Origin of the sequence: Saccharopolyspora hattusasensis, assembly GCF_050972075.1 — a bacterium.
In the GTDB taxonomy this organism is placed as follows: Bacteria; Actinomycetota; Actinomycetes; order Mycobacteriales; family Pseudonocardiaceae; genus Saccharopolyspora; species Saccharopolyspora hattusasensis.
On sequence record NZ_JBPCDC010000001.1, the window covers coordinates 4,606,550 to 4,633,276 of the forward strand.

The window sequence follows — 26,727 nt, forward strand, 5'->3', positions numbered from 1 at the left end:
TGCGCGATATCGGGAGGCTGCGATGAGCAGGGCGGTGCTTTCGCTCGGGTCGAACCTCGGGGACAGGCTGGCGTACCTCCGGCTCGCCGTCGAAGGCGTCTCGGACGTGCTGGTCGCGGCGTCCCCGGTGTACGAGACTGCGCCGTGGGGGGTCACCGACCAGCCGGACTTCCTCAACGCGGTGCTCATCGTGGAATCACCGGAGCTCGACGAGTGGGGCTGGTTGCGCCGGGGCCAGGCGCTGGAGCAGCAGGCGGAACGCCGCCGCGAACAGCGTTGGGGCCCTAGGACTTTGGACGTCGATGTGGTCACTGTGGACGGTGTCCGCAGCGAGGACCCCGAGCTGCTGCTGCCGCACCCCGGCACGCCGAGCCGCGCCACCGTGCTGATCCCGTGGCTGGCGATCGACCCGAACGCCGAACTGCCCGGCCACGGCCGCGTCGCGGACCTCCTGGAAGCCTTGCCCCGCAACGAGGTCGACGACGTCCACCTCCGCGCGGACCTGGCGCTTCGCTGATCGTCCACTGAGGAATTTCTGGTGGCGCGCGATTTGCGCGTCACCCGGGCAGGGCGTGATTTCGCGAGAAATTGCGCCCGGCCCGGGTGATGCGCCGCTTAATCGTTCGACACGCGGAGGGCGGCGGCCAGCCATCGGGCGGTGGCCGCCGTGACCGGGTGCTTCGGCCAGTTGTTGATGGTCGCCAGCAGTTCCCAGTAGCGCGACATCCGCTCGTCGGTGCGGTTCTCGTAGTCCTCCGCGAGCTCGCGGCGGGACTCCGCGGTGTCGGCCCGGCCCCACAGCACCATCATCCGCGTGGCCAGGGCCTGCGCCTCGGCGCCCTCCGGTGGCGTCCCCGACTCGACGAGCACCCGCGCCTCGTCGGTGACCGCCCACCATTTCTGCGCTTCTTCCTGGTCCGCCACCAGCGTTTCGCCGGCGTCGCGGCGGTCGGAGTGCTCCTGATACAGCGCCCGGACGGCGCACCGGAAGTCGGGTTCCCGCACCAGTTCGGCCAGCTCGATCCAGGCCTCCAGCTGCTCGGCCGTCGGGTCGGCGGGCAGGTTCGGTTTGGCCTGGCGCAGCCATTCCGTGAATCCCGGGGTGATGTTGAGGTCGTCCCCGCTGACCTCGTCCCAGAACTCATCGATCAGCCGGTTGCGCTCCTCGTCGGACATCTGCGCCAGCTTGTGCATGAGTCGTACCTCCTCGGTCGATCGGTCGAGCTTCACGACCGCCCGCAGCACCGCACGCCGGGTCTGCAGCACGCGGATCTGCTCCTCCAGCAGCTCCAGGTGCGTCTTGGCCAGCTTCGAGAGCGTGGTCTCGTTGGCGAGGAACCGTTGCACCTCGTCCAGCCCGGCGCCCAGCTCGCGCAGGGTGCGCACCAGTTCCAGCCGGCTGATGGCCGTCACGTCGTAGCGTCGGTAGCCGGCTGCGGTTCGGTCGGTGGGCGGCACCACGCCGCTGTCGGAGTAGAACCGGATCGTCTTAACGCTCAGCCCGGTTCGCCGGGCCAGCTCGCCGATCGTGTAGAGCACGGTGTCGTCCACGAGATTCACCTTCGACCCTCCAGTCGGTGGAGACTCAAGGGCATTTTCGCCCGCGGATGGTCCGGGTGGGGTGAGGTGCCATGCTGGGACCGTGGCACCACGACACGCAGAGCACCTGACCTTCACCAAGCCCCGGCAGCTCATCGTGGGCGGCTTGGCCGCGGCCGTCGTGGTCTACGTGCTCGCCAGGCTGGTGTACGGCGAGCTGCCGCCGCTGCCGCTGCTGGCCGGGGCGACGCTGCTGGTGATCGCGCTCATCGACCTGCTCCTGGCGTTGAACATGCGGCCGCGGGTCAAGCGCAAGCCGGGCACCGAACCGGTCGACGGGCTGACCGCCGCGCGCGCGGTCGCGTTGGCCAAGGCGTCGTCGCTGGCTGGCGCGATCATGGCCGGTGCGTGGGTGGGGCTGATCGCCTTCCTGCTGCCGCGGCTCGGCACCGTCGAGGCCGCCCGGGCGGACACCTTCGCCGCGATGATCGGGGCGATCAGCGCGGGCGCGTTGATCGCGGCCGGGCTCTGGCTGGAGAGCTGCCTGCGCAATCCGGACGAGCCGGAAGAGCCTTACGACGACGAGGAATGAGCCGAGTCGTTCGGCCGTTCGGTCGGCGGTGCGCTGCGCCACACCGACCAAAGTGGAGACCGGTCTCTTCCCTTGAGGTCTCGACTTGATAACCGCCCGGTACCGTGGTGGCTATGTCCGAACGCGGCAGCACCGAATCCGGATCCCGCAGGGCGCGATCGACAGCCTTGTGGGTGCTCGTGCTAGTGCTCGCCGCGGCCGCCACGGCGGTCCTCGTGCTCACCAACGACGCCCGCCTGCTGCGCCTCGGGCTCGTCGCCGCGCTGTGGTCGGCGCTGACCGGGGCCTTCGCGGTCGCCAAGTTGCGCAACCGCATGGTGGAGGGCGAGCAGCATGCGGCGGACAGCCAGCGCATCTACGAGCTCGAACTGGAGCGGGAGATCGCGGCCCGCAGGGAGTTCGAGCTGGAGGCCGAGGCCGAGGCGCGGCGCAAGGCCGCCGAGGAGTCCGAGAGCGAGATGCAGGCGCTGCAGGCGGAGCTGCGCCGACTGCGCGAGAGCCTGGAGAAGGTGCTCGGCGGCGACGTGCTGTTCGAGCGGGTCGCGCTGCGCGCCGAATCCACCCGGGTCCGCTCGCTGCCCGACCGCGGCAAGGTGGAGGGCCAGCTCGTGCCGCCGCCGGCGCGCGAACTTCCCGCCGCACCAACGCCTTCCAACGGTGCCCAGCCCAACACCGAGCTGATCACCAGGTTGTCCGGGGAGCAGCCGGAGCGCCGGCCCAAGCAGCGGCAGCGGCCCAAGCCGCAGCCGGCCCAAGTGCAGCCGGCCCAGGTGCACCCGGCCCGCCCCGCCGCGGCCAAGCGCCCGGACAAGCGGCCGGACAAGGCGCACTACGAGCGCGCGGAGGCGCCACGTCGCGCCGAGCCGTCGGCGCCGTCGAAGGCCAAGCCCGAACCGGTCGCCCCGCTGCCGGAGCCCGATCCGGCGGGCGCGCACGCCGAGGGGACCTCGGTGAACGACTTGCTAGCCGCGTACGGGGGTACCTCCGATGCGCAACGCCGACGCCGCCGACGCGCCTGAGAAGGTGACTATCCGGGCACCGGTCCGAGCCGTTATCTAGGGTTTTGTCCGTGTCGAGTCCTGATCTCCACAGACAGCCCGCCGATCTGTCCGGCGCGCGCAGGCTCCAGAGCCGCAAGCACCACGCCGTCGGATGGCCCGTCGCCGGCCTGATCGTGCTCGGAATCTGCGGGTTGGTGATGGTCGGCGTCACCACCTCGAAGGTCGGGGTGGCGCCGGCGCTGGTCGGGGCGGTGGCCGCCCTGCTGCCGGTGGGCGTGGTGTTCGCCGCGATCATCTGGATCGACCGCTGGGAGCCGGAACCGCCGATGCTGCTGCTCGGCGCGTTCCTGTGGGGCGCTGGCGGGGCGACCGCGTGTTCGCTGCTGCTCAACGACGCCATCACCGACCTCGGCAACGTCCTGTTCGGCCCGGACAACCGGTTTTTCCTCACGGCGGTGGCGGGCCCGCTGGTGGAGGAGGCGGCGAAGGCGCTGTTCGTCGTGGCGCTGTGGTTCCGCCGCCGGTCGGAGTTCAACGGGCTGGTCGACGGCATCGTCTACGCGTCGCTGACCGCGGCGGGCTTCGCCTTCACCGAAAACATCCTGTACTTCGGCAAGGCTTTCGCCGCCGGCGGGCTGGGCAGCGTAGGCGGCGGTGTCGTGGCGGTGTTCATCCTGCGCGGGGTGCTCGCGCCGTTCTCGCACCCGCTGTTCAGCTCGATGTTCGGCATCGGCGCCGGGTTGGCCTCGCGGACCGACAGCAAGCGGCTGCGGCTGCTGTACCTGCTGGTCGGGTTCGCCGGCGCGGTGCTGCTGCACGCGGTGTGGAACACGTCGACGCTGCTCGGCGGCACGGAGTTCCTGAACGTCTACTTCCTGATCATGGTGCCGATCTTCCTGGGCACCTTCTGGCTGGTGGTGTGGCAGCGCAAGCGGGAGCAGCGGATCGTCATCCAGCAGCTGCCGGTGCTGGAGCGGGCCGGGTTGATCGTGCGCAGCGAGATGGAGATGCTCGCGACGCTCGCGGGTCGGCGCGGCTGGCTGCGCAAGGTGCGGCGCAGCGCCGGGAACGAGGCGGCGAAGGCGGTGCGGGACTACCAGATCGCGGTCACCGAGCTGGCGTTCCTGCAGCACCGGGCCGCGCAGGGGCAGACCACCAGCGCGGCGCGCCGGGCTCGTCGCGAGAAGTTGATCGAGGACCTGAAGCAGGCGCGGCGGTCGGCGGCGGGCACCCACCAGGCGATCCAGACGGCCCGCATCAAGCTCACGGAGCTGACCAAGCACAACCTCCGGCGCCCGCCAGGCCCCAGGAACCCGAGGCCGCCGATCCAACGCTCCCGGGACTGACCGCGATTTCAATGGAAATCGGACCTTCGATTTCCATTGAAATCGCGGTCCTCCGGCGTGTCGGGCCACGACACGCCGGAGGATGTGGACAACTCCGTGCGATTTCAATGGAAATTGGATCTTCGATTTCAATGGAAATTGCGGACCCAGGGGTGTGTCAGGACCTGGATTGCGTGGTTCTCGCCACCTGGGGGGCACGGTGGCGGGATCGGCGGGCTAGTCTCGCGCTGCTGTCTGGTACCCGGTGGTTGGGACTGGAACGGTAGGGGAGGACGAGGTGGTAATGGCTGCTGGTCGCACGGGCCCTCGGCTGCGGGTCGGAGTCATCTCGGCCGGCCGGGTCGGTGCCGTCCTGGGCGCGGCGCTGCAACGCGCGGGTCACCAGGTCGTCGCGGTCTCCGCGGTCTCCGAGGCATCGCTGCGCCGGGCCGGGGAACTGCTCCCCGGGGTCGCCGTGCTGCCGCCCGACGAGGTGGCCCTGCAGGCCGACCTGGTGCTGCTGGCGGTGCCGGACGACGCGATCGCCGGGCTGGCCCGCGGTCTGGTCGCCACCGAATCCCTGCGCGCCGGGCAGATCCTCGCGCACACCTGCGGCGCGCACGGCGTGGACGTCCTCGCCCCGGCCGCCGACGTCGGCGTGCTGACCATGGCGCTGCACCCAGCCATGACCTTCACCGGCCGCGCGGAAGACGTCGAACGCCTCGCCAACGCCTGCATGGCCGTCACGGCGTCCGGTGTGGACGACGCGGGTTGGCACGTCGCGGAGGCGCTGGCGCTGGAGCTCGGGATGGAGCCGGTGCGGGTGCCGGCGGAGTCGCGCCGCCTCTACCACGCCGCGCTCACCCACGGCGCCAACCACCTGATCACCCTGGTCAACGAGTGCGCCGAACTGCTGCGCGGCGCGGGCATCGAAATCCCCGACCGGGTCATGGCACCGATCCTATCCGCCTCGCTGGACAATGCGCTGCGCCTCGGAGACCGCGCTATCACCGGTCCGGTGATGCGCGGCGACGCGGGCACGGTCCGCGCGCACCTGGCCGCGCTGAGCGGGGAGAACCCCGAAACCGTGGCCAGCTACCGCGAGCTGGCGAAGCGGACCGCGGAGCGAGCCGAGCAGGCCGGGATCCTGCGTGCGGACGGGGCCGCGGCGGTCCGCGAAGCGCTGGACGAGGAGCCGTCATGAGCAGCCCTGTGCAACCAAGGTCCTCCTCAACCGCACCCAAGGGGACCGTGACGCAAGCCAGCCACAAGAAACCACGAAACGCGAGGTTCGGGCTGGACGCAACCACCACTGCAAATCGCGGAGAGGCGGACCGGTCATGAGCGAAAGCCCGGGTTTCACGCGGGGCGAGCTGACCGTGCACCGCGAGCCCACCGAACTGGCCAGGGTCACCCGCGCCCTGCGGGCCACCGGCCGCCGGATCCACCTGGTGCCGACGATGGGCGCGCTGCACCGCGGCCACCTGGAGCTGATCCGCCGGGCCCGGGACATCAACGCCGTCACCGTCGTGTCGATCTTCGTGAACCCGCTGCAGTTCGGGCCGAACGAGGACTTCGACCGCTACCCGCGCACCTTCGAGGCCGATCTGGAAGCGTGCCGGGCAGCCGGGGTGGAGCTGGTCTTCGCGCCGTCGGTCGACACGATGTACGGCCCCGATCCGCAGATCACCGTCCACTCCGGACCGCTGGGCGTGCAGCTGGAGGGCGCCTCCAGGCAGGGGCACTTCGACGGGATGCTCACCGTGGTCCTGAAGCTGCTCAACATCGTGCGGCCGGACCTGGCGTTCTTCGGCGAGAAGGACTACCAGCAGCTCGTGCTGCTCCGCCGGATGGCGCGGGAGCTGAACCTGGACGCCCGGATCCAGGGCATCCCCACCGTGCGGGAAGCGGACGGCTTGGCGCTGTCCTCCCGCAACGCCTACCTCAACGCCGAGCAGCGCGAGGCGGCGCTGGTGCTCTCCGCGTCGCTGACGGCCGCGGCGCACGCCGCGGCGGCGGGAGCGGATGCGGCGCTCAAGGCCGCCGGTGCGGTGCTGGCCACGGAGCCGTCGGTGGATGTCGACTACCTGGAGCTGCGCGACACCGAGCTGGGCCCGGTCCCGGCAGAGGGTGAGGCGCGGCTGCTGGTGGCGGCCAAGGTCGGATCGACGAGGTTGATCGACAACGCGCTGGTGCTGCTGGGCAGCCCCGGCGTGTCCGAACAGAGGTGAAGCGGCGAACGCGCGGGTGCCCGTCGAGACGGATCGGGCGTCGCGCAAGATACGTCGGCAAACCGCGGTATCAGCAGTAGGAGGTCTGCGATGTTCCGCACCATGCTGAAGTCCAAGATCCACCGCGCCACGGTGACCCAGGCCGATCTGCACTACGTCGGTTCGGTGACCGTCGACGCCGACCTGATGGATGCCGCGGACCTGCTGGAAGGCGAGCAGGTCGCCATCGTCGACGTCACCAACGGCGCGCGGCTGGAGACCTACGTGATCACCGGCGAGCGTGGCTCGGGGGTGATCGGCATCAACGGCGCCGCCGCGCACCTGATCGAGCCCGGCGACATCGTGATCCTGCTGTCCTACGGCGTGATGGACGAGATGGAGGCGCGTTCGGTGCGGCCGAAGGTGATCTTCGTCGACGCGGACAACCGGATCCTGGAGCGGGGCGAGGACCCGGGCAGCGCCCCGGCGGGTTCGGGTCTTACCAGCGCGGCGGTGCTCGCCGACCCGACGGCCGAGACGGACGACGCCGCGAAGCTCGACGCCCTCCTGCAACAGCCGGAGCACTGAGCTTTGCGGGGCGGGTTCGTGGTCGGTTTGCGTGGCGATGCGGGTCGGGGAACCGTCCCGTGAGTGTTTTTGGGTGCTATGGCACCCAAAAACACTCACGGGCCCTCTCGACTACGGGATACCCGGTGTCCAATAACGCGGCTTCGGGGCTGCCCGCGTGATCGCTGACAACCGAAGGGACCAACGACGGTGCTGCTCGCCATCGACGTCGGAAACACCAACATCGTGCTCGGCCTCTACGCCGACCGGCCCGAGGTCGCGGACGCCGACGTCGCCACCACGCTGGTGCGGGACTGGCGGATGCGTACCGAGCCGCGGATGACCGCCGACGAGATGGCGCTGACGATGCGCGGGCTGCTCGGGGACTACGCGGACGAGATCACCGGCATCGCGGCGCTGTCCACAGTGCCCGCCCTGCTGCGCGAACTCCGCGTCATGCTGGGCCGCTACTGGGGTGACGTGCCGCGCGTGGTCGTCGAGCCGGGCGTGCGCACCGGGGTGCCGCTGCTGGTGGACAACCCGAAGGAGGTCGGCGCGGACCGGGTGATCAACACCCTGGCGGCGCACCACCTGCACGCCACCAACTGCGCGGTGGTCGACTTCGGCACTTCCACGAACATCGACGTCATCTCGGCCAAGGGCGAGTTCCTGGGTGGCGCGTTCGCCCCGGGCATCGAGATCTCGCTGGACGCGCTGGCCTCGCGGGCCGCGCAGCTGCGCAAGGTCGAGTTGGTCCGGCCGCGATCGGTGATCGGCAAGAACACCGTGGAGTGCCTGCAGTCCGGAATCCTGTTCGGCTTCGCGGGTCAGGTCGACGGCCTGGTGCGCCGCATCGTCGCGGAGCTGGAATCCACCCACGGCGGCCCCACCACTGTCATCGCCACCGGCGGCCTGGCCCCGCTGGTGGTGACCGAGTCGACGACGATCACCCACCACGTTCCGGACCTGACCCTCCTCGGCCTCCGCCTCGTCTTCGACCGGAACTTCCGCTGACACCGGAGGTCCCGGCTCGTCGGGATCCGCGAGGACTGGTCGTGCGCGAATCGGGGAGCCCAGAGCCGGGAAGGCGTCCGAGGTTCCAGCGCTCGCACCGCAGCGGGGCCGAGCGGAAACAGGTCAACTGCTGAAAGGGCTCCTGGTGGCGGGTGGTGGGAGGGCGAAACGTACCCTTGGAGGCCGTGACTGACCAGGACCTTCCCACCTCCCCGGCAACCAGCGCTGACGGCGTCGACGACCTGCCGGAACAGATGCGGATCCGGCGGGAGAAGCGGGAGCGCCTGCTCGCCGCCGGAGTCGACCCGTACCCGGTCAACCTGCCGATCACGCACAGCCTGTCCCAGGTGCGCGCCGCCCACCAGGACCTGGCGTCCGACACCGCCACCGGCGAGCAGGTCGGCGTCGCGGGCCGCGTGATGTTCTTGCGCAACACCGGAAAGCTCTGCTTCGCCACGCTGCGCGCCGGCGACGGCACCGAGCTGCAGGCGATGCTCAGCCTCAAACAGATCGGCGAGGATGCCCTGGCGTCCTGGAAGAGCGACGTGGACCTCGGCGACCACGTCTTCGTGCACGGCGAGGTGATCACCTCCCGGCGCGGCGAGCTGTCCGTGATGGCCGACGAGTGGCGGCTGGCGGCCAAGACGCTGCGCCCGCTGCCGGTGATGCACAAGGACCTCGGCGAGGAGACGCGGGTCCGGCAGCGCTACGTCGACCTGATCGTCCGCAAGCAGGCCGCCGACACGGTGCGCACTCGCGCCGCGATGCAGCGTTCGCTGCGCGATTCGTTCAATCGGCGCGGTTTCGTCGAGGTGGAAACCCCGATGTTGCAGACGTTGCAAGGCGGTGCCGCCGCGCGTCCGTTCACGACGCATTCCAACGCCTTCGACATGGACTTGTTCCTGCGGATCGCGCCGGAGTTGTATCTGAAGCGATGCGTCGTCGGCGGGATCGAGAAGGTTTTCGAGATCAACCGGAACTTTCGCAACGAGGGTAGTGATTCTTCCCACTCACCCGAGTTCGCGATGTTGGAGTTCTACCAGGCCTATGCGGATTACGACGACATGGCCGCGCTCACCAGGTCGCTGATCCAGGAAGCGGCCGAAGCGGTCGCGGGTTCGCAGGCGGTCACCTGGTTCGACGGGACCGAGTACGACTTGTCCGGCGAGTGGGCGTCGATCAGGATGTACGACTCCTTGTCGGAAGCGCTGGATTCGGAGATCACTCCGGAAACTTCGGTCGAGGCGTTGCGCAAGCACGCGGACTCCTACGGATTGCAGACCGATCCCGCGCACGGTCACGGAAAGCTCGTCGAGGAGCTGTGGGAACACCTGGTAGGGGATCATTTGACCGCGCCCACCTTCGTTCGCGACTTCCCGGTGGAGACCTCGCCGTTGACCCGGCAACACCGCAGCGAGCCGGGGTTGGCGGAGAAATGGGACCTGTATGTTCGCGGGTTCGAGCTGGCCACCGGATACTCCGAACTCGTCGACCCGGTCGTGGAACGCGCCCGGCTCGAGGAGCAGGCCGCTCTCGCGGCCGCGGGTGATGACGAGGCCATGCCGATCGACGAGGACTTTCTCCGCGCGCTGGAGTACGGAATGCCACCCAGCGGTGGGGTCGGAATGGGTATCGACCGGTTGTTGATGGCGTTGACCGGGCTGGGTATCCGGGAGACGATCCTCTTCCCGCTGGTCCGCCCGGAATGACCCGATCAGGGCGGACACCGGTGAATTTTCTGGCCCGGGTGAGTGCAATAAGGCAGTTACTGCGCTAACCTGAGCTCAGAATGTTCCGGTGACGGCTATTGACGTACTCGCAAGGGAGTTGCGCTCCTGGCGGATGGTCGCCGTCCCGCTATTGCACAATTTTGGCTCCGGGGAGGACTTCGAAGATGGCGCAGAAGGTCACTGTCACTCTTGTCGACGATCTGGACGGCGGGCAGGCCGACGAAACCGTTGAGTTCGGATTGGACGGCGTCGCCTACCAGATCGACCTTTCCGTCGACAATGCCGGCGAGTTGCGGGATGCCCTGGCGAACTACGTCACCAACGCGCGTCGGGCCGGCGGCCGCAAGAAGCCGGGGCCGCGCCCGAGTGCCGCGGCGCGTTCCGTCAGCGGTTCCACGAGTGCCGATCGCGAGCAGAACCAGGCCATTCGGGAATGGGCTCGCAAGCGCGGCCTGAAGGTGTCGGACCGGGGTCGTATCCCCGCCGACATCGTGGAGCAGTACCACCAGGCGAACTGAAGTAACCGCCGAGGGGCGTTTGCCGGGCTCACCAGCCGGTAAACGCCCCTCGTTGCGTTCGGATAACTCTATTCACCGCTTAGCGGGCGGAAAAGCGCGCGAGATCCTGTCCGATTGTCGCCGCCGTTGCCCTTTTTCCCGGATGCTCCCGGCGTCGGTCGGCGTCGGTCGGCGTCGGTCGGGCGCCGAGATGTGACATCGGACAATCCGCACCACCCTGTTGGTTCAGCCTTAGGTGGGCCTAACCTAAGTGCGGTCCGGACGAGTGGCAGAGGGAGTGGGACGTGAGTCGCAGCGTGGCCGTCGGCAGCCCTCGCGCATCCGGGCACGGTGCGGCACCCACGTCCGCCGACGGCACCCGCCTGCGACAACGCCGGCGCCGCCGGGTCATCGGCATCGCGGTCCTGCTGGTCGTGCTGGCGGTCGCCTGCGTGCTCAGCGTGGTGATCGGGGCCAAGACGATCCCGCTGCAGGAGGTGTGGGCCGGGCTGTTCGCGCCCACCGGTACCGAGAACGACCTGATCATCCGCGAGCTGCGGGTGCCGCGCACGATCGTCGGCGTCCTCGCGGGCGCGGCGCTGGGCCTGGCGGGCGCGCTGATGCAGGGCCACACCCGCAACCCGATCGCCGACCCCGGCATCCTCGGCATCACGCAGGGCGCGGCGCTGGCCGTCGTCCTCGCGGTCTACACCTTCGGCGTCACCACGCTGCTCGGCTTCATCTGGTTCGGCTTCGCCGGCGCGCTGCTGGGCGCGCTCGCGGTGTTCGCGATCGGCTCCCTCGGCCGCGGCGGCCCGACACCGGTGGCGCTGGCGCTGGCCGGCACCGCGATCAGCCACCTGCTGCAGGCCATCGCCTCGGCGCTGGTGATCTCCGACCAGCAGACCATGGACACCTACCGGTTCTGGAAGGTCGGATCCATCGCGATCACCGACACCACGGTGATCCCGCAGGTGCTGCCGTTCCTGGTGGTGGGCGTCGGGCTGGCGCTGGCCAACGCGTCCAGCCTCAACGCCCTGTCGCTGGGCGACGACGTGGCCCGCTCGCTCGGCCACCGCGTCGAGTGGGCGCGCCGGGCGGGCATCGCCGGGATCGCGATCCTGGTGGGCGGGGCGGTCGCGATCTGCGGGCCGATCGGGTTCGTCGGGCTGATCGTGCCGCACGTGGCCCGCTTCTTCACCGGTGCCGACTACCGCTGGCTGCTCCCATTCGCCGGGCTGCTGGGCGCGTCGCTGGTGCTGCTCGCCGACGTGCTCGGCCGGATCGTGGCGCGGCCGTCCGAGGTGCAGGTCGGGGTGATGCTGGCGATGGTCGGCGCGCCGTTCTTCATAGCGCTCGTGCGCCGCCGGAAGTTGGTGCGGTTGTGACCCGGGTTCTCGACAACGAGCAGTCAGGCATCGCCGGTCGCCGACCGGTCCGGCTCGGCCCGTTCTCCGGGGTGCTGCGCTGGCGGCCCCTGGTGGCGCTGCTGGGCGGCCTGGTCGTGCTGCTCGCGGCCTTCGTGCTCAACGTCGGCCTCGGCGAGTACCAGATCAGCCCGCCGGAGGTGCTCAACACGCTGGTCGGCGGCGGCGACCGGGCGCAGCAGATCATCATCTGGGAGCTGCGCTTGCCGAGGTCGCTGACCGGTCTGCTGGTCGGCGCCGCGCTCGGCCTCTCCGGGGCGATCATGCAGGCGCTCGCCCGCAACCCGCTGGCCAGCCCGGACATGCTCGGCATCACCTGGGGCGCGGGCACCGCCGCGACCCTGGTGATCGTGCTCGGCGGCACGGCGGGCAGCCTCGCGGGCGCGCTGGCGAACTACGGCCTGCCGCTGGTGGCGCTGGCGGGCGGGCTGATCACCGGCATCGCGGTTTACGCGCTGGCCTACCGCCGCGGCGTGGACTCCTTCCGGCTGGTGCTGGTCGGCGTCGGTGTCAGCGCGCTGGCGGGCAACGCGACCTACTGGCTGCTGACCGTCGGCGACGTCACCGACGCGAGCCGGGCCATGGTGTGGCTGACGGGCAGCCTCAACGCGCGCGGCTGGGAGCACGCGATCCCGGTGGCTATCGCCCTCGTCGTGCTGATCCCGCTGACGCTGATCGGCACGCACGTGCTCGGGGCGCTGCAGTTCGACGACGACACTGTGCGCGGGCTGGGCGTCCGGATGGACTTCTCGCGCGGCGCGCTGCTGCTGGCCTCGGTCGCGCTGGCGTCGATCGCCACCGCCGCGGCCGGGCCGATCCAGTTCGTCGCGCTGGCCACCCCGCAGATCGCGCTGCGCGTCGCGCGCACCTCGCGCCCGCCGCTGCTCACCTCGGCGGTGCTGGGCGCCGCGCTGGTCGTCGGCTCCGACGTGATCTCCCGGACCGCCTTCGGCGGCATGGAGCTTCCGGTCGGCATCATCACCGCCATCCTCGGCGCTCCGTACCTGATCTACCTGCTCGTCCGTCGGTATCGGGAGGTCCGCGCATGACCGCATCCGCCACGTCCAGCGAGAAGGCCGAGGACCAGCGCGCCGTGTCGACCAACGGGGAACGGCAGCGGCTGCACGGCAGCGACCTGCAGCTGGCCTACGGCGACCGCGTCATCGTCGACGGCCTGGACTTCGACGTCGTGGACGGCACCATCACCGCGGTGATCGGCCCGAACGGCTGTGGCAAGTCGACGCTGCTGCGCGCGCTGGGGCGCCTGCTGCACCCGAAGCGCGGCAGCGTGCTGCTGGACGGCAAGCAGATCCACAAGCTGTCCACCAAGGAGGTCGCCAAGGTGCTCGGGGTGCTGCCGCAGTCGCCGGTGGCGCCCGAGGGCCTGACCGTTGCCGACCTGGTCGCCCGCGGTCGGCACCCGCACCAGTCCTGGTACCGGCAGTGGTCCTCGGACGACGAGTCGGCGGTGGCCGAGGCGCTGGGCATGACCGGCATCGAGGACCTCGCCGACCGCACCCTGGACGAGCTTTCCGGCGGCCAGCGGCAGCGCGCCTGGCTGTCCATGGCGTTGGCGCAGGGCACCGACCTGCTGCTGCTCGACGAGCCGACCACCTACCTCGACCTGTCCCACCAGGTGGACGTGCTGGAGCTCGTCGGGCGGCTGCACGACGAGAGCGGCCGTACGGTCGTGATGGTGCTGCACGACCTGAACCTGGCCGCCCGCTACGCCGACCGGCTGGTGGCGATGAAGGGCGGCGCGATCGTCGCCGAGGGCGAGCCGGGTGACGTGCTCACCGAGGAGTTGTTGGCCAAGGTTTTCGAGCTGAACGCGCGGGTGATTGCTGATCCCGTGGCGGGTACCCCGATGGTGGTCCCGATCGGCGGCCGACGTGGTGCGTCCGCCGATCAGTCCGGCTAGTACCGGCTAGTACGGTCTGTTCGCGCTGAGCGGACAGGGCCATCCAATCGGTCGAAATCCGGAATCCCGCAGGCCAGCGGGTCGTTGGCCAGGGTGCCGGACAAGAATGTGGGCAGTAGGCCGTAGCGGGCACGGACCGCGACCGGGTGGGGCTACTACAGTGGTCCCCAAGAGTGCTGAACCCGTCGTGGGCATCGGCGATGCAGGAGCCGTGTCCCGGAACGAGACCGCCGGCGCAGCAGTCAGGGAGTGCGAATGTTCGAGAGGTTCACCGACCGCGCGAGGCGGGTGGTCGTCCTGGCCCAGGAAGAGGCCCGGATGCTCAACCACAACTACATCGGCACCGAGCACATTCTCCTGGGCTTGATCCACGAGGGTGAGGGTGTCGCCGCCAAGGCGTTGGAGTCGCTGGGTATCGCGCTTGAGGGCGTGCGCCAACAGGTCGAGGAGATCATCGGCCAGGGGCAGCAGGCCCCCAGCGGACACATCCCGTTCACCCCACGGGCCAAGAAGGTGCTGGAGCTGTCGCTGCGCGAGGCGCTGCAGCTCGGCCACAACTACATCGGCACGGAGCACATCCTGCTCGGGCTGATCCGCGAGGGCGAAGGCGTGGCCGCGCAGGTGCTCGTCAAGCTTGGTGCGGATTTGAACCGGGTGCGTCAGCAGGTGCTGCAGTTGCTGTCGGGTTACCAGGGCAAGGAGCCTGCTGAGGCCGGTGGCCGCGGTGAGGGCACGCCGTCGTCGTCGCTGGTGCTCGACCAGTTCGGGCGGAACCTGACGCAGAGCGCCCGCGAGGGCAAGCTGGACCCGGTGATCGGCCGGGAGAAGGAAATCGAGCGGATCATGCAGGTCCTCTCGCGGCGCACCAAGAACAACCCGGTGCTCATCGGGGAGGCCGGTGTCGGTAAGACGGCGGTCGTGGAGGGCTTGGCGCAGAAGGTCGTCAAGGGCGAGGTGCCCGAGACGCTGAAGGACAAGCAGCTCTACACCCTGGATCTGGGGTCGCTGGTCGCTGGTTCGCGTTACCGCGGTGATTTCGAAGAGCGCTTGAAGAAGGTGCTCAAGGAGATCAAGACCCGCGGCGACATCATCTTGTTCATCGACGAGATCCACACTCTGGTGGGTGCGGGTGCCGCCGAGGGCGCGATTGATGCGGCGAGCATCCTCAAGCCGATGCTGGCCCGTGGTGAGTTGCAGACCATTGGTGCCACCACGCTGGAGGAGTACCGCAAGTACGTGGAGAAGGACCCGGCGTTGGAGCGCCGGTTCCAGCCGATCCAGGTCGGTGAGCCGTCGTTGCAGCACACGGTGGAGATCCTCAAGGGTCTGCGGGACCGCTACGAGGCGCACCACCGGGTGTCGATCACGGATTCGGCGCTGGTGGCGGCGGCGAGTCTGGCCGACCGCTACATCAACGACCGGTTCCTGCCGGACAAGGCGATCGACTTGATCGACGAGGCCGGTGCCCGGATGCGGATCCGCCGGATGACCGCGCCGCCGGACCTGCGGGAGTTCGACGAGAAGATCGCTGATGTGCGTCGGGAGAAGGAGTCCGCGATCGACGCGCAGGACTTCGAGCGGGCCGCCCGCCTGCGGGACGAGGAGAAGCAGCTCCTCGGCCAGAAGGAGGAGCGGGAGAAGCAGTGGAAGGCCGGTGACCTGGACGTGGTCGCCGAGGTCGACGACGAGCAGATCGCCGAGGTGCTGGCGAACTGGACGGGTATCCCGGTGTTCAAGCTCACCGAGGAGGAGACGACCCGGCTGCTGCGCATGGAGGACGAGCTCCACAAGCGCATCATCGGCCAGGACGACGCGGTCAAGGCCGTGTCGCAGGCGATCCGCCGTACCCGTGCGGGCCTGAAGGACCCGAAGCGTCCGTCGGGGTCGTTCATCTTCGCCGGTCCCTCGGGTGTCGGGAAGACGGAGCTGTCCAAGGCGTTGGCCGAGTTCCTCTTCGGTGACGACGACGCGCTGGTGCAGATCGACATGGGCGAGTTCCACGACCGGTACACCGCGTCGCGGCTCTTCGGTGCCCCGCCCGGGTACGTCGGTTACGAGGAGGGTGGTCAGCTCACCGAGAAGGTGCGGCGCAAGCCGTTCTCGGTGGTGCTCTTCGACGAGATCGAGAAGGCCCACCAGGAGATCTACAACACGCTGTTGCAGGTGTTGGAGGACGGCCGGCTGACCGACGGTCAGGGCCGGACGGTGGACTTCAAGAACACGGTGCTGATCTTCACCTCGAACCTCGGTACGCAGGACATCTCCAAGGCTGTTGGTCTGGGCTTCTCCAGTGGTCAGGGCGCCGATTCCAACTACGAGCGGATGAAGAACAAGGTCAACGAGGAAATGAAGAAGCATTTCCGGCCGGAGTTCCTCAACCGCATCGATGATGTGATCGTGTTCCACCAGCTCACCGAGGCCCAGATCATCCAGATGGTTGATCTGCTCTCGGGCCGGGTGGAGAAGGCGCTCAAGGCCAAGGACATGGGCCTGGAGCTGACGGACAAGGCGAAGAAGTTGCTGGCCAAGCGCGGATTCGACCCGGTGCTGGGTGCGCGGCCGCTGCGCCGGACGATCCAGCGGGAGATCGAGGACAAGCTGTCCGAGAAGATCCTCTTCGGCGAGGTCCAGCCGGGCCAGATCGTGATCGTCGACGTCGAGGGCTGGGACGGCGAAGGAGCCGACGACAAGGCGCACTTCACCTTCCGCGGTGAGCAGAAGCCGTCGCTGGTCCCGGACGCCCCGCCGGTCGCGGTCTCGGCGAGCTCCGACGACAAGCAGGAGGGCACGGACACCGAGTCCGCCTGACGCACCACCAGAAGGCCCCGCTTCCCGCGCCCGGGAGGCGGGGCCTTCTGGGTCGGGTTCAAACCGATCGGGTGATCATTTCCCGGTTGGCCTCGGCGACGGCGTCGCGAAGCCTGGAGAAGCCGCGGCGGGTGCAGCTGAGCACGAGCTCGTCATTGCCTCGGAAGATCAGGTTCACCTCGTCGACGACCTCGTCGTACTCGTGCGTGACTTCCGCGGTCTCCGAGATCCCGACCAGCGTGGCGGTCTCGACCCCTTGCCCTCGGTACACAGTCGACTCCCCTCCGGGTACAAACCCCGAACTCGGTAAGGTTCACTTGACGGACTTTCTTAGGGGCCTAGGCCCCTTGAATGATTTAAAGGGACTAGGCTGCGTTGTGTAAGTCCCTGAACGGGTGGTTGGAGGCCGCAAGGTGAGCTACGGCCGACCGACGGTGGAGCGGCGACAGCTCGGGCTGATGCTGAAGAAGCTGCGGGAGCATAAGGGCGTCTCGCAGAACGACGCGGCCTGCGAGATAGGCAGGAAGCAGACCCGCATCAGCCGCGCCGAGCTCGGTGTCGGCTCCCTCGCGCCGGAAGAGCTGGCGAAGCTGCTCGACTTCTACGGCGTAGCCCAGGACGAACGAGCCACGGCGCTGGCCCTCGGAACCCAGGCCCGCAAGCGCCAACGCGGCCGGACGTACACCGACCAGCTACCGCGTTCCTTCGAGCGCCTGGCGGATCTCCAAGCCGATGCCAAGGCAATCGGGTTCTACGAGACCGGAATCGTGCCCGGCTTGGCGCAGTCGCCGGACTACGCGCGTGCGGTGATCTCAGCCTTTGACGGTGTGTGGTGGGAAACGTCGATGCAGGAAGTCGAGAGCCGCCTTGCCTTTCGTTTGGGGCAGCAGAGGCGCGTTCTGGAGGCAGATGAGCCGAAGGACATCTCCTTCGTGCTTACCGAAACCGCCCTTGACCAGGTTGTTGGCAGTGTTGCCGTGCTGCGTGGCCAGATCTTGCATCTGCTGCAACTGAGCGAACGTCCGAACGTGGTTGTTCGCGTTCTGCCGAGCAGCACGCCGCGCAACCCTCTCCTCGGCGGAGGGCTCATCACGCTCGATTTCGGGACTGCGGCGCCAAGAATCGTGTTTGTTCCAGTGCTCTACGGGCCATCGACATATCACGATCAAGAGTCAGATACTGCGCCAATGTTTCGAGCGTTCGAAGCAGCCGAGAAGCTTGTGCTACCTGCGGAGTCGTCGCGAACTCTGCTGATCGACAAACTGAAGGAGCTTGGCTCGTGAGCTACGACACCGGTTGGTTCAAGAGCAGCTGGAGTTCAGGCGGCAGTAACGCCTGCGTCGAGGTCCGATTAACGGACCGCACCGTCGCCGTGCGGGACTCGAAGGCACCTGAGGCTGGGCAGCTCGTCCTCGGTCATGCGGCATGGTGGGCGTTCTTGCGCCGCCTCCGCTGACCGGGGCTCTGGTCGTGATTTGCCTGCTGGTCCACTCTGAGGATCTTTCGCGATACGGTTGATGTGCTGGAACGCCCTCGCTAGGGTCTTGATCGCTGGACAGGCGAGGGGGATCACGTGGATGCGCCACAGAACTTAATGGCAGGCCTTGCGGGGGCCAGCGACGCCATGCAGGGCATCATCGACAGCTCGAAGAAGGGCGAGTTCCGGGTTCAGCCCGAGGCAGGCAACGAGCTGATCAGGACTTTCGAGGGCTTCCAAGACGAGCTGGATGGCATGGTCGGCGACATGGACTTCCTCAAGCGGCATACGCCGCTTGGGGACAGTCCGGCTGGTCAGGCGATCGCTGATTTCAACCAGCAGGTCGCGGCTGGTGCTGATGGTCGGTCGTATGAGGAGATGCTGCTCAGGTATCAGGAGCAGGTTCCACATGTTATCGAGGCGATCAAGAAGGGCATCCAGCTCTACCAGGAAGTCGACGAAGGTAATGCTGGCTTCGGCGGACAGGCTTAAGGAATGAGGGTCGTGCAGGTGCGTAGGTTGTTCCTGGGTGTAGGCGTCGCGGCCGTGGCCCTAGCGGTGTCGGCGTGTGGTGGTCCTGGGCGAACAGTGGAGCGATCCGAAACCGAAGGCGGCTCGACTGCGACTTCAGAAGCGCACCCGGGTGTTTTGGCCGGGGTTGATCCTTGCCGCCTACTGACGGAGAGCGAAGCACGCGAGCTTGGCTTGGATGCGCCTGGGGAGCGGCGCGATGTCTCCAAGACTTTGACCTGTCGATTCAAGCGAGCGGGCGAAATGCGGGGCCAGCTAGCAGTCGCGGTTACCCCGGACCGAGCCTTGGACCAGTTGAACTTCACCGGTGGTGATGTGCAGGAGACTGAGGTGTCCGGTCTGCGGGCGAAGATCGTTCGGGGCGCAACTGGTGACATCTGCACGGTGGCAATCGCTGTGTCGCCGACGGAATCATTGAGCACCGATGGGAACATCGGCGGGGATGTCGAAGCTGGGTGCAAGCTGGCGCAGCAGGCCGCACCTTTGGTGCTTGCGCATCTTCCGAAGTAGAAGCGGAGTTTCGATGTCTTCAGCGGGCGGTGGTCAGCATCCGGAGGTTCCGGACCCAGCAACGCGTGATTACAGCCTGCTGATGACTGAGGCGGAGCAGGCCCGGACACTGGGGGTGCTCACCGAGATCGAACACAAGCTGTGCCAGGCACTCCACGAAGCCCAGGCTGGGAACGCCTTTACCCGGTCGCTCCTCGATCAACAGGCGGCGGCGTGGCGTTCCTTCCTCACCTGCACCCGCGAGGCACTGCGCAATATCGTCACTGTGGAGGAGCGCATTGGGCATCTCGACTTCAAGTCCTGATCGCCGCTCAGCGGATGCGGATCACCACGAACGCCGCGACCGTCAGGATCGCCGTGATCAGGACCGCCCGAGAGAGCAACGCCTGCGTCGAGGTTCGATTAACCGACCAGGCTGTCGCCGTGCGGGATTCGAAGGCGCCTGGGGATGGGCAGATCGTGGTCAGCCACGCGGCTTGGCGCGGGTTCCTGAGCAAGGTGGAGCAGGGTTTCGGCTGGTAGGTGCCCGTGAGTGGTTTTAGGCGCTATAGCGCCTAAAACCACTCACGGGGCTTGAGCGGCGGAATGACATGCAACCTCCTCCGGCTTGCACCCACCAACGTCGACGAGGGTCCTGACCGGCCGCGCACAGCTCGCTGACAGGCTGGATGACGCGGACGACAAGGGGTGTCACATGGATCAGACGTTGTTGGCCGCGCCGGAGCAGGAGCACCGGCCGCGCCGAAAGCCCGGTGGGCGTGCGATCACGGTGCTGCTGCTGTTGGCCACGTTCGGCTTCCTGGGGTGGGCGGCGCTGCCGCTGGCCGGATTGGATGGCGACCGGTACACGGTCGCGCTGGTGGCGCTCACCCAGTACGCGTTGCTGACCGGCATCGTGCTGGCGTTGCTCGGCTTCATGCTGCGGCGCTGGTTGACCGCGCTCGTCGTCGGCCTGGTCACCGCGTCCCTGGCGCTTTCGGTCGTGCCCCGGGCGATTCCCAACACGACCCCGGCGCAGGGCGTGGCGCTGCGGGTGCTGTCGCTGAACACCTACTTCGGCGGCGCGGACGCCGCGCAGGTCGTCGGCCTGGTGCGGCAGAACCAGGTCGACGTGCTCAGCCTGCAGGAACTCACGCCCGAGATGGTGGCCGCGCTGGACGCCGCCGGGCTCGCCGAAGTGTTGCCGCACCGGGTGTACCAACCGGGGCCGAAGGCGGACGGCACCGGGATCGCCTCCCGCTATCCGGTGCAGGAACTGGCGCTGGTGCCGCAGACGACGCTGGCCCAGCCTTCGGCGCGGGTGCAGGTGCCGGGGGCGCGGGACTTCGAGATCGTGGCGGTGCACCCGCTGTACCCGATGGGCCGTGACACCGCCGAGCTCTGGGCCCGCGACCTGCGCGCGCTACCAGGCCCGGCCGCCGACGGCACGCCACGGATGCTGGCGGGCGACTTCAACGCGACCCTCGACCACACCCGCCTCAAGTACCTGCTCAACCAGGGCTACACCGACGCCGCCGAGGTCACCGGTGCCGGCCTGCACCCGACCTGGCCGGGTCCGGGCTCCTGGTTCCCGCCGCCGGTCACGATCGACCACGTGCTCACCACCAAGGGCATCGCCGCGCAGTCCTACCGGACCTTCGACGTGGCGGGCGCCGACCATCGCGCGATCCTCGCCACGCTCGTCCTGACGCGCTGACGCGCTGACGCAACCAGCAGGACCAGCGTTCGCTGGGTCAGGCGCCCGGGTGGGACTCCTGGACGACCTCGAACTCCAGGAGGCTGGAGCCGGTTGCCACCGGGTTCTTGGCCTCACCGGCGTGCGCCGCCTTGGCCGGGCCGCTGGCCCACGCCTGGAACGCCTCCTCGGACTCCCACTTCGTGTAGACGAAGTACCGGTTCTCGCCCTTGACCGGGCGCAGCAGCTCGAAGCCGAGGAAGCCGGGAGCGCTGTCCACGGAGCCGTGCCGCGAAGCGAACCGCTTCTCCAACTCCGGACCGGAGCCCTCGGGAACCTCGATAGCATTGATCTTCACAACAGCCATGTAGCCAGCCTACGAGCCTGAAGGGGTGGCCTGCGACCGCGTGGCAAGAGGTCACAGGCGAAAGCTACAACTCGATTTGCGGGTGCAGGCGGGCGATCGTCCAGGACCGCTGGCGTTGCACCGCCAGCGTCGTCAGGGCCAGGAAGACCACCAGGAATCCGGTCAGCACGGCGACGTCGCGCACCAGGTGCTCCGTCATGCCGCCGGAGATCGTCACCCGCAGCCCGTCCACCAGGTAGCTCATCGGCAGGAACGGGTGGATCGCCTGGAACGGCACCGGAGTCGTCTCCATCGGGTACAGGCCGCCGGAGGCGGTGAGCTGGATTATCAGCAGCACCAGCGACAACAGGCCGCCGACCGTGCCGAACGCCGTGCGCAGGAAGTGGTCGATCGCCACGAACGCGACCGCGGCGAGGGTCACCAGTCCGATCGTCCACCAAACGTGCACCGGGTCGAGCCCGAGCCCGAAGTCGACCACTGCGTACAGCACGAGCCCGCCGAGCACGCTCAGCACCGCCGCGGGCAGGAACCCGGCGAACGCGATCGTGAACGGCCCGACGCGGTCCGCGAGCGCGCGCAGGTTCACCGGCTTGAGTAGCAGGTACGCGAACAGGCCGAACACCCAGAGGGCGATCGCGAAGAAGAACGGCGCCAGCCCGCGCCCGTACACGTTGGCCGGGTTGATGTTCTCGGTGTGGATCTCGGTCGGCGACCCGAGGACGTCGGCGGCGTTGGCGACCTCGGTGGGGTTCGTCGGCGGGATCTTGCCCAGCGTGTCGTCGACCAGTCCCAGCAGGTTCTTCGCGCCGTCGTTGAGCTGCCCGGCGCCGGTCTCCAGCACCCCGCTGCTAGCGGCCAGCGTGTTGAGGCCGTTGGTGATGCCGTTGGAACCACCGGCGAGCTCCGCGGCGCCCGCGCGCAGCGTGTCCGCCGGGGCCGTGATCGCGCGGATCTGGTTCTGCAGCGGACCGACGTTGTTCTGCAGGGCCAGCGCTTGGCCGTTGGCGTCCTGCGCGGTCGTCAGGGCCTGCTGGGCGTCCTTTTCGGCGGCGGCCGCCGAGTCGGCGATCTTGCGGGCGTTGTCCAGCGCTCGCTGGTACGCGGAATCCTGCGCGATCTCGGAATGCTTCTGGCCGAGTTCCTCGATGGCCGTGCGGCCTTCTGCCGCGCGCTGGCTGAGGAAACCGGTGGTGGCCTTGATCGTGCTCAGGCTGTTGACCGCCACGTTGCTGGCGTTGACCAGGGCGTTGACCGCGCCCGGCAGCCGTTCGGCGGTGAAGTTGCTGATCGTGCGCAGCTGCTGATCCAGCTGCGCGGTCGCGTCGGAGATGCTCTGCACGCCGCGCGAAACCTCGCCGGTGCCGTCGCGAACCCCGTTGAGGCCCTTGGAAAGCGCCGCGGTGCCCTGCTTGCTCAGATCGGTGCCCTCGACGAGCTGCTTCGACGCTTCCGAAGCGAGCTGCAGCTTCCCGCGCGCCTGGTCGAGCTCGCCGTAGAGCGCGCGGGCGTAGGTGGCGTGCGCGGCGGCGTTGATCTGGTTCTGCAGCTCGGTCTGCACCGTGTCGGCCATAATCCCGGCGATGTAGCCGTTGGCGTCGTTCTTGACGAACTGCAACGAGGCGCGCTCCGGGCCGCGGTCAGCCGCGGTCGCCAGCTTCGTGCTGAAGTCCGACGGGACCTCGATCGTGAAGTAGTACCGGCCCTCCTGCAGCCCGTGCCGGGCCTCGGCGGAGTCCACGAAGTTCCAGTCGAAGATGTCGGTGGCCTTGAGCTGCTGGACGAACTGCTCGCCGGCGTTGATGTGCTCGCCGCGGCTGTCCACCGGCTGGTCCGAGTTGACCACCGCGACCGGTACCCGGTTCAACCGGCCGTAGGGGTCCCAGTTCGACCACAGGTACAGCGACCCGTACAGCAGCGGGACCAGGACCAGCACGAGCGGCACGAAACGGCGCAGCGGTCCGCGGAAGCGCCGCACCTCCAGCCAGGCGAGCTTGAACGCTTTCACCTGATCTCCAATCTGCGGATGCCCCGTCCTTCAGGCTGGGGAGGAGCAGATCTCGCGTGTCGGTCGCGTAGCGACCGCTGATAGTCTTGATTTCGGTAGGTGAGACCTACCACTCCCACGCAAGTGGGAACACCCGAGCAAGTACGTGGGTACCGCTGGTCGAGCGGGAACCCGGACCACCCCGGTCCGAACGCCTGAGTGAGATCGTGTGAGACCGAACCGCCACGGTGGGGACGCTGCGGTCGTTGAAGCAGGAAACTCAGTCCGCGAGGACTGAATCTCCTTCCTTCAGGGAGGAGAGAAGTCAACGGGTGACCTCTTCCTGCAGGTCGAGCACCTTCGTGGGGCGGTCGGGTTCGCGCGCGGGCAGCGGGATCACGTCGACGTCGCCGGACGGCGGATCGGTGGCGCTGGCCAGCACTGTCATCCCGGTGCGGGCCACCTCGCGCAGCCCCGCCCACACCTGCGCCCGCCCAGACATGGGGAGACCGGCGTCCACGTCGTCGACGAGGATCCCGGCGGGCTCGGCGGCGACCGTCAGGGCCACCGCGAGCAGCAGCCGCTCGGCGGGGTGCAGCTCGTTGATCAGCGCGGTGCGGTCCGGGGCGATCCGCACCTTGTCGAGCGCGGCATCGATGGAGCGCTCGGAGACGCCGCTGATCAGGCGGCGTTCCACGATCGCCTCGCGGACCCGGTGTTTGGCCTCCAACTCGTAGCCCGGGCGCAGCCGGGCCGGGCGGATCAGCTGCCGCACCGCCTTGGCCTGCGCGGGCAGCACGTGCCCGGAGACGTCCAGGTGCCCGGTGATCAGCGGGAGGCGGCCGGACAGGGCGAGCAGCAGCGAGGTGCGGCCCGTGCCGGAGGGCCCGGCCACCACGGCGAGTGCGCCGGGTTCGACGCGCAGGTCCAGGTCGGCGAAGATGATGCCCTCGGGGCCCCTGGCGGCGATTCCGCGGGCGAGGATGGCCACACCGTCGACGTCCATTCACCCTCCTGAGCGCATGACTGTGTCCAAAGTGGCGGCTCGCGCGGATCTCGGCAACTCATGTCCAAAGTGGAGCGAGGTCGACATTGCGCCTCGTGCCAGGTGGGTCGGTCTTGCCGGAAATCCGCACCTTCGGCGTGTCCGGTCCGCGGCAGCGGGCTACGCGGAACCTGCGATCAGCGGGTGATGATGGTTTCGGTGTCGCCCGTTCGCGTGTCGACGATGGCGATCTCGCTGATCCCGGCTCGTACCGGCTCCGGCGGTTGCAGGGCCCGGAAGCCCACCGCCAGCTGGTCGTCCGTGATGCCCTGGGCGAGCGTGCAGTGCGGGATCCAGGCACCGGGGAAGTAGTAGGCGGACGGGTGCTGCACGCGCCCGGCCAGTGCGTCGTGCACCGCCGAGTGAACCGCCAGCAGCTCGGTGTCCACGACCGCTCCCAGCAGCAGGACCCGGTCCTCGCCGGGGAACGTCCCCAGGGCGTGCAGCCAGAGGTCCGGAATGGACAGCAGCTCCAGCTCGGTGCGCAGCGCCTTGCGCGCGGCGGTGGGGATCCCGGCTGCCGCCGCGAAGGTCACGTGCGGACGGTGCTTGCCGCCGGATCGGGTGGCGATGCTCGGCACCCCGGCGTCGTCCAAGCGACGCCACAACGCCCGGATCCCGGATTCCGCTGCGTCGTCGAAGAACGACACCAACGCCTGCGCCATCAGTGCTCGCCGGGGAGCGCGAAGCGGCCGTCGTCGGTCTGCTCGACGAGCCCATCTACTAGCAGGGAGTCCAGACACCGGTCCCGCTGCCCGGCGTCCGACCACACCGCGTCCAGCTGCTCGCGCAGCACCGGGCCGGTCGAACCGCGCAGCACGTCCAGCAGCTTGCCGCGAACCTGGCGATCGGTGCCGGCGAACTTCTGCACCTTCTTCGGCGGCCCGGCGTAGGCAGGTCGGCCCGCGTGCTGCCACGCGCAGTCGTGCGCGATCGGGCAGGCCTCGCACCGCGGCGACCGGACGGTGCACACCACCTGGCCGAGCTCCATCAACGCCGCCGACAGCTTCGCGGCGCTGGCGTCGTCGGCCGGGAGCAGGACGTCGACGTCGTCGAGATCGCGCTTGGTCGACGGCGGACCGGCATCACCGGCGCCGTGCACGGCGCGCGCTACCACCCGCCGGACGTTCGTGTCGACCACCGGCGCCCGCTTGCCGTAGGCGAAGGCCGCCACGGCCCGGGCGGTGTAGGCGCCGATGCCCGGCAGCGCCAGCAGGGTGCCGACGTCGGACGGGACGACATCGCCGTGCTCGGCGGCGATGGTCGCGGCCGCCTCGTACAGCCGCAGCGCCCGGCGCGGGTAGCCGAGCTTCCCCCAGGCGCGCAGCACCTCGCCCTGCGACTCGGCGGCGAGGTCGGAGGGACGCGGCCAGCGGCGCATCCACTCCTCCCAGATCGGCTGGACCCGGTTGACCGGGGTCTGCTGCAGCATCGTCTCGCTGACCAGCACGCCCCAACCCGTCGTGCGGGGCGCGCGCCACGGCAGCGGTCGGGCGGTCGCGGCGAACCAGTCGATCAAGTCGACCGGGTCCAGGGGCGGGACGGTGGGATGCACGGCGGTGGTCTTCATGACACGACCGATCCTGCCAGGTCCCCGAACCCTCGCGGAACCGCGTCCGAGCCCGTCACCTGGCGCCGCCCCGCCCGCCGTACGGAGTTCCACTCGACTGGAACCGAACGGCCTTGGCTACCTGCAAAAATGCCCCTCGCGCGCTGCGGGGGGCGCGGTTTCGCGAGAAACCGCCGGGCACGCCGCGCCGCCGCGAAACGGCGTGCTCGGGTGCGAGGCCGGGATCGGTGGTCGGCGGGTCGCGGGATCGGGTGCCGTAGGCATGATCGAATGCGATACGCCCAATTGGGTGATCGCTGGTAACGCTGTTCGGAGTAGTCATCGAGTTACTGTCGTGCCGTGCTTGATCCGACCGGGCCGCTTCCGCCCGCGGTGTACTGGCGTCGCCGCGCGGTGGCGATTGGTGCGGCCGTGCTCGCAGCGGTCCTCATCGGCTGGGGTGCGATCGCCTTGATCGGCGGCGCCTCGGAGCCTCAGGCGGCCCAGGCACCGCCGCCGGGTCCGCCGGTCGCGGTGGCGGCCGACGCCCCGCCGCCGCCGTGCGCGGACCAGGCGATGCGCGTCGTCGCCGAGGTGGCCCGCCCGGAGTTCAAGGTGGGCGAGCGGATCGGCATGAGCATCGTGGTGACCAACGCGGGCGACCGGGCGTGCGTGCGGGACGTCAACCGGATGCTGCGCGAGCTGACCGTGTCGACCCCGGGCGGCAAGCACGTGTGGTCCAGCAACGACTGCTACTCGGAGTCGACCAACGAGCAGCCGCTGCTGCAGCCGGGGCAGTCGGTGCGCAACGACGTCCAGTGGTCCGGCCAGATGTCCACAGCGGGCTGCCGGGACCAGCCGGGGCGCGCACCGGCGGGCGACTACCAGGTGGTGGCCAGGGTCGCGGCGCTCAACAGCTCGCCCACCCCGTTCCGCCTGACCGTCGCCCCCTGACCGG

29 protein-coding genes are annotated in these 26,727 nt (G+C 68.9%); 22 read left to right on the plus strand and 7 right to left on the minus strand.

The features are described 5' to 3' along the window. Positions 1-22 precede the first annotated feature (22 nt). Complete coding sequence (gene folK, locus ACRXBZ_RS21725; protein WP_168586220.1) at positions 23-517, plus strand: 2-amino-4-hydroxy-6-hydroxymethyldihydropteridine diphosphokinase; 495 nt, start codon at positions 23-25, stop codon at positions 515-517. Positions 518-615: 98 nt separating this feature from the next. Here the strand turns inward: folK and ACRXBZ_RS21730 are convergent, their stop codons facing one another. Next, positions 616-1,551, minus strand: a complete 936-nt coding sequence (locus tag ACRXBZ_RS21730; protein ID WP_433880649.1) for a MerR family transcriptional regulator — start codon at positions 1,549-1,551, stop codon at positions 616-618. A 91-nt stretch (positions 1,552-1,642) separates the two neighbouring features. Here ACRXBZ_RS21730 and ACRXBZ_RS21735 point away from each other — a divergent pair, with 91 nt between their 5' ends. The 13 genes from ACRXBZ_RS21735 to ACRXBZ_RS21795 all read left to right on the plus strand — a co-directional run bounded on the left by ACRXBZ_RS21735 (position 1,643) and on the right by ACRXBZ_RS21795 (position 16,631). Beyond that, positions 1,643-2,131, plus strand: a complete 489-nt coding sequence (locus ACRXBZ_RS21735; RefSeq protein ID WP_433880650.1) for a DUF3180 domain-containing protein — start codon at positions 1,643-1,645, stop codon at positions 2,129-2,131. Between the two features lie 113 nt (positions 2,132-2,244). After that, positions 2,245-3,150, plus strand: a complete 906-nt coding sequence (locus ACRXBZ_RS21740) for a DUF6779 domain-containing protein (protein WP_433880651.1) — start codon at positions 2,245-2,247, stop codon at positions 3,148-3,150. 50 nt (positions 3,151-3,200) lie between these two features. Continuing rightward, on the plus strand, positions 3,201-4,478 hold the full coding sequence (locus tag ACRXBZ_RS21745) for a PrsW family intramembrane metalloprotease (protein WP_433880652.1): 1,278 nt from the start codon (positions 3,201-3,203) through the stop codon (positions 4,476-4,478). 283 nt (positions 4,479-4,761) lie between these two features. After that, the gene (locus ACRXBZ_RS21750) at positions 4,762-5,661 is read left to right on the plus strand and encodes a Rossmann-like and DUF2520 domain-containing protein (RefSeq protein ID WP_433880653.1); all 900 of its coding nucleotides are present in this window, start codon (positions 4,762-4,764) and stop codon (positions 5,659-5,661) included. 136 nt (positions 5,662-5,797) lie between these two features. After that, positions 5,798-6,688 carry a pantoate--beta-alanine ligase gene (gene panC / locus ACRXBZ_RS21755; RefSeq protein WP_433880654.1) on the plus strand — a complete coding sequence of 297 codons (891 nt, stop codon included), beginning with the start codon at positions 5,798-5,800 and terminating at the stop codon, positions 6,686-6,688. Positions 6,689-6,778: 90 nt separating this feature from the next. After that, the gene (panD, locus tag ACRXBZ_RS21760; RefSeq protein ID WP_190819249.1) at positions 6,779-7,255 is read left to right on the plus strand and encodes an aspartate 1-decarboxylase; all 477 of its coding nucleotides are present in this window, start codon (positions 6,779-6,781) and stop codon (positions 7,253-7,255) included. Positions 7,256-7,444: 189 nt separating this feature from the next. Further along, positions 7,445-8,248: a type III pantothenate kinase gene (locus tag ACRXBZ_RS21765; RefSeq protein ID WP_168586227.1), complete on the plus strand. Its 804-nt coding sequence runs from the start codon at positions 7,445-7,447 to the stop codon at positions 8,246-8,248. 254 nt (positions 8,249-8,502) lie between these two features. Next, positions 8,503-9,957, plus strand: a complete 1,455-nt coding sequence (gene lysS, locus ACRXBZ_RS21770) for a lysine--tRNA ligase (protein WP_433883940.1) — start codon at positions 8,503-8,505, stop codon at positions 9,955-9,957. Positions 9,958-10,142: 185 nt separating this feature from the next. Next, complete coding sequence (locus ACRXBZ_RS21775; protein ID WP_433880655.1) at positions 10,143-10,496, plus strand: histone-like nucleoid-structuring protein Lsr2; 354 nt, start codon at positions 10,143-10,145, stop codon at positions 10,494-10,496. A 284-nt stretch (positions 10,497-10,780) separates the two neighbouring features. Next, entirely contained in the window at positions 10,781-11,863 is a 1,083-nt protein-coding gene (locus tag ACRXBZ_RS21780) for a FecCD family ABC transporter permease (protein WP_433880656.1), read from the plus strand. After that, positions 11,860-12,951, plus strand: coding sequence for a FecCD family ABC transporter permease (locus ACRXBZ_RS21785; protein ID WP_433880657.1), 1,092 nt, complete (start codon positions 11,860-11,862; stop codon positions 12,949-12,951). Before ACRXBZ_RS21780 ends, ACRXBZ_RS21785 begins: the two co-directional genes overlap by 4 nt. Continuing rightward, positions 12,948-13,823, plus strand: a complete 876-nt coding sequence (locus ACRXBZ_RS21790) for an ABC transporter ATP-binding protein (protein WP_433880658.1) — start codon at positions 12,948-12,950, stop codon at positions 13,821-13,823. Before ACRXBZ_RS21785 ends, ACRXBZ_RS21790 begins: the two co-directional genes overlap by 4 nt. Before the next feature lie 255 nt (positions 13,824-14,078). Beyond that, complete coding sequence (locus tag ACRXBZ_RS21795; protein WP_168586231.1) at positions 14,079-16,631, plus strand: ATP-dependent Clp protease ATP-binding subunit; 2,553 nt, start codon at positions 14,079-14,081, stop codon at positions 16,629-16,631. Between the two features lie 58 nt (positions 16,632-16,689). Here ACRXBZ_RS21795 and ACRXBZ_RS21800 read toward each other — a convergent pair whose 3' ends face one another. After that, the gene (locus ACRXBZ_RS21800; protein WP_433880659.1) at positions 16,690-16,902 is read right to left on the minus strand and encodes a hypothetical protein; all 213 of its coding nucleotides are present in this window, start codon (positions 16,900-16,902) and stop codon (positions 16,690-16,692) included. 142 nt (positions 16,903-17,044) lie between these two features. On the opposite strand from ACRXBZ_RS21800, the gene ACRXBZ_RS21805 reads away from it, so the two are divergent. The 7 genes from ACRXBZ_RS21805 to ACRXBZ_RS21835 all read left to right on the plus strand — a co-directional run bounded on the left by ACRXBZ_RS21805 (position 17,045) and on the right by ACRXBZ_RS21835 (position 20,845). Then, the gene (locus ACRXBZ_RS21805) at positions 17,045-17,914 is read left to right on the plus strand and encodes a helix-turn-helix domain-containing protein (RefSeq protein ID WP_433880660.1); all 870 of its coding nucleotides are present in this window, start codon (positions 17,045-17,047) and stop codon (positions 17,912-17,914) included. Continuing rightward, entirely contained in the window at positions 17,911-18,087 is a 177-nt protein-coding gene (locus ACRXBZ_RS21810; protein ID WP_433880661.1) for a DUF397 domain-containing protein, read from the plus strand. The genes ACRXBZ_RS21805 and ACRXBZ_RS21810 overlap by 4 nt, the downstream gene beginning before the upstream one ends. 117 nt (positions 18,088-18,204) lie before the next feature. Then, the gene (locus ACRXBZ_RS21815; RefSeq protein WP_433880662.1) at positions 18,205-18,600 is read left to right on the plus strand and encodes a hypothetical protein; all 396 of its coding nucleotides are present in this window, start codon (positions 18,205-18,207) and stop codon (positions 18,598-18,600) included. Between the two features lie 3 nt (positions 18,601-18,603). Next, on the plus strand, positions 18,604-19,149 hold the full coding sequence (locus tag ACRXBZ_RS21820; protein ID WP_433880663.1) for a DUF3558 family protein: 546 nt from the start codon (positions 18,604-18,606) through the stop codon (positions 19,147-19,149). A gap of 13 nt (positions 19,150-19,162) precedes the next feature. Continuing rightward, positions 19,163-19,453: a hypothetical protein gene (locus ACRXBZ_RS21825; protein WP_433880664.1), complete on the plus strand. Its 291-nt coding sequence runs from the start codon at positions 19,163-19,165 to the stop codon at positions 19,451-19,453. A gap of 53 nt (positions 19,454-19,506) precedes the next feature. After that, positions 19,507-19,671: a DUF397 domain-containing protein gene (locus ACRXBZ_RS21830; protein ID WP_433880665.1), complete on the plus strand. Its 165-nt coding sequence runs from the start codon at positions 19,507-19,509 to the stop codon at positions 19,669-19,671. A gap of 172 nt (positions 19,672-19,843) precedes the next feature. Beyond that, the gene (locus ACRXBZ_RS21835; RefSeq protein ID WP_433880666.1) at positions 19,844-20,845 is read left to right on the plus strand and encodes an endonuclease/exonuclease/phosphatase family protein; all 1,002 of its coding nucleotides are present in this window, start codon (positions 19,844-19,846) and stop codon (positions 20,843-20,845) included. 37 nt (positions 20,846-20,882) lie between these two features. On the opposite strand, the gene ACRXBZ_RS21840 is transcribed toward ACRXBZ_RS21835, so the two are convergent. The 5 genes from ACRXBZ_RS21840 to ACRXBZ_RS21860 form a co-directional block, all read right to left on the minus strand. Further along, the gene (locus ACRXBZ_RS21840; RefSeq protein WP_168586235.1) at positions 20,883-21,191 is read right to left on the minus strand and encodes an antibiotic biosynthesis monooxygenase family protein; all 309 of its coding nucleotides are present in this window, start codon (positions 21,189-21,191) and stop codon (positions 20,883-20,885) included. Between the two features lie 64 nt (positions 21,192-21,255). Further along, positions 21,256-23,196 carry a YhgE/Pip family protein gene (locus tag ACRXBZ_RS21845; protein WP_433880667.1) on the minus strand — a complete coding sequence of 647 codons (1,941 nt, stop codon included), beginning with the start codon at positions 23,194-23,196 and terminating at the stop codon, positions 21,256-21,258. Positions 23,197-23,500: 304 nt separating this feature from the next. Then, positions 23,501-24,181: an ATP-binding cassette domain-containing protein gene (locus ACRXBZ_RS21850; RefSeq protein ID WP_433880668.1), complete on the minus strand. Its 681-nt coding sequence runs from the start codon at positions 24,179-24,181 to the stop codon at positions 23,501-23,503. Positions 24,182-24,357: 176 nt separating this feature from the next. Next, complete coding sequence (locus ACRXBZ_RS21855) at positions 24,358-24,885, minus strand: 2'-5' RNA ligase family protein (protein WP_433880669.1); 528 nt, start codon at positions 24,883-24,885, stop codon at positions 24,358-24,360. Then, positions 24,885-25,790 carry an HhH-GPD family protein gene (locus tag ACRXBZ_RS21860; protein WP_433880670.1) on the minus strand — a complete coding sequence of 302 codons (906 nt, stop codon included), beginning with the start codon at positions 25,788-25,790 and terminating at the stop codon, positions 24,885-24,887. The genes ACRXBZ_RS21855 and ACRXBZ_RS21860 overlap by 1 nt, the downstream gene beginning before the upstream one ends. 339 nt (positions 25,791-26,129) lie before the next feature. Between ACRXBZ_RS21860 and ACRXBZ_RS21865 the strand changes: the two genes are divergently transcribed. Further along, on the plus strand, positions 26,130-26,723 hold the full coding sequence (locus ACRXBZ_RS21865) for a hypothetical protein (RefSeq protein ID WP_433880671.1): 594 nt from the start codon (positions 26,130-26,132) through the stop codon (positions 26,721-26,723). The last annotated feature ends 4 nt before the right edge of the window (positions 26,724-26,727 follow it).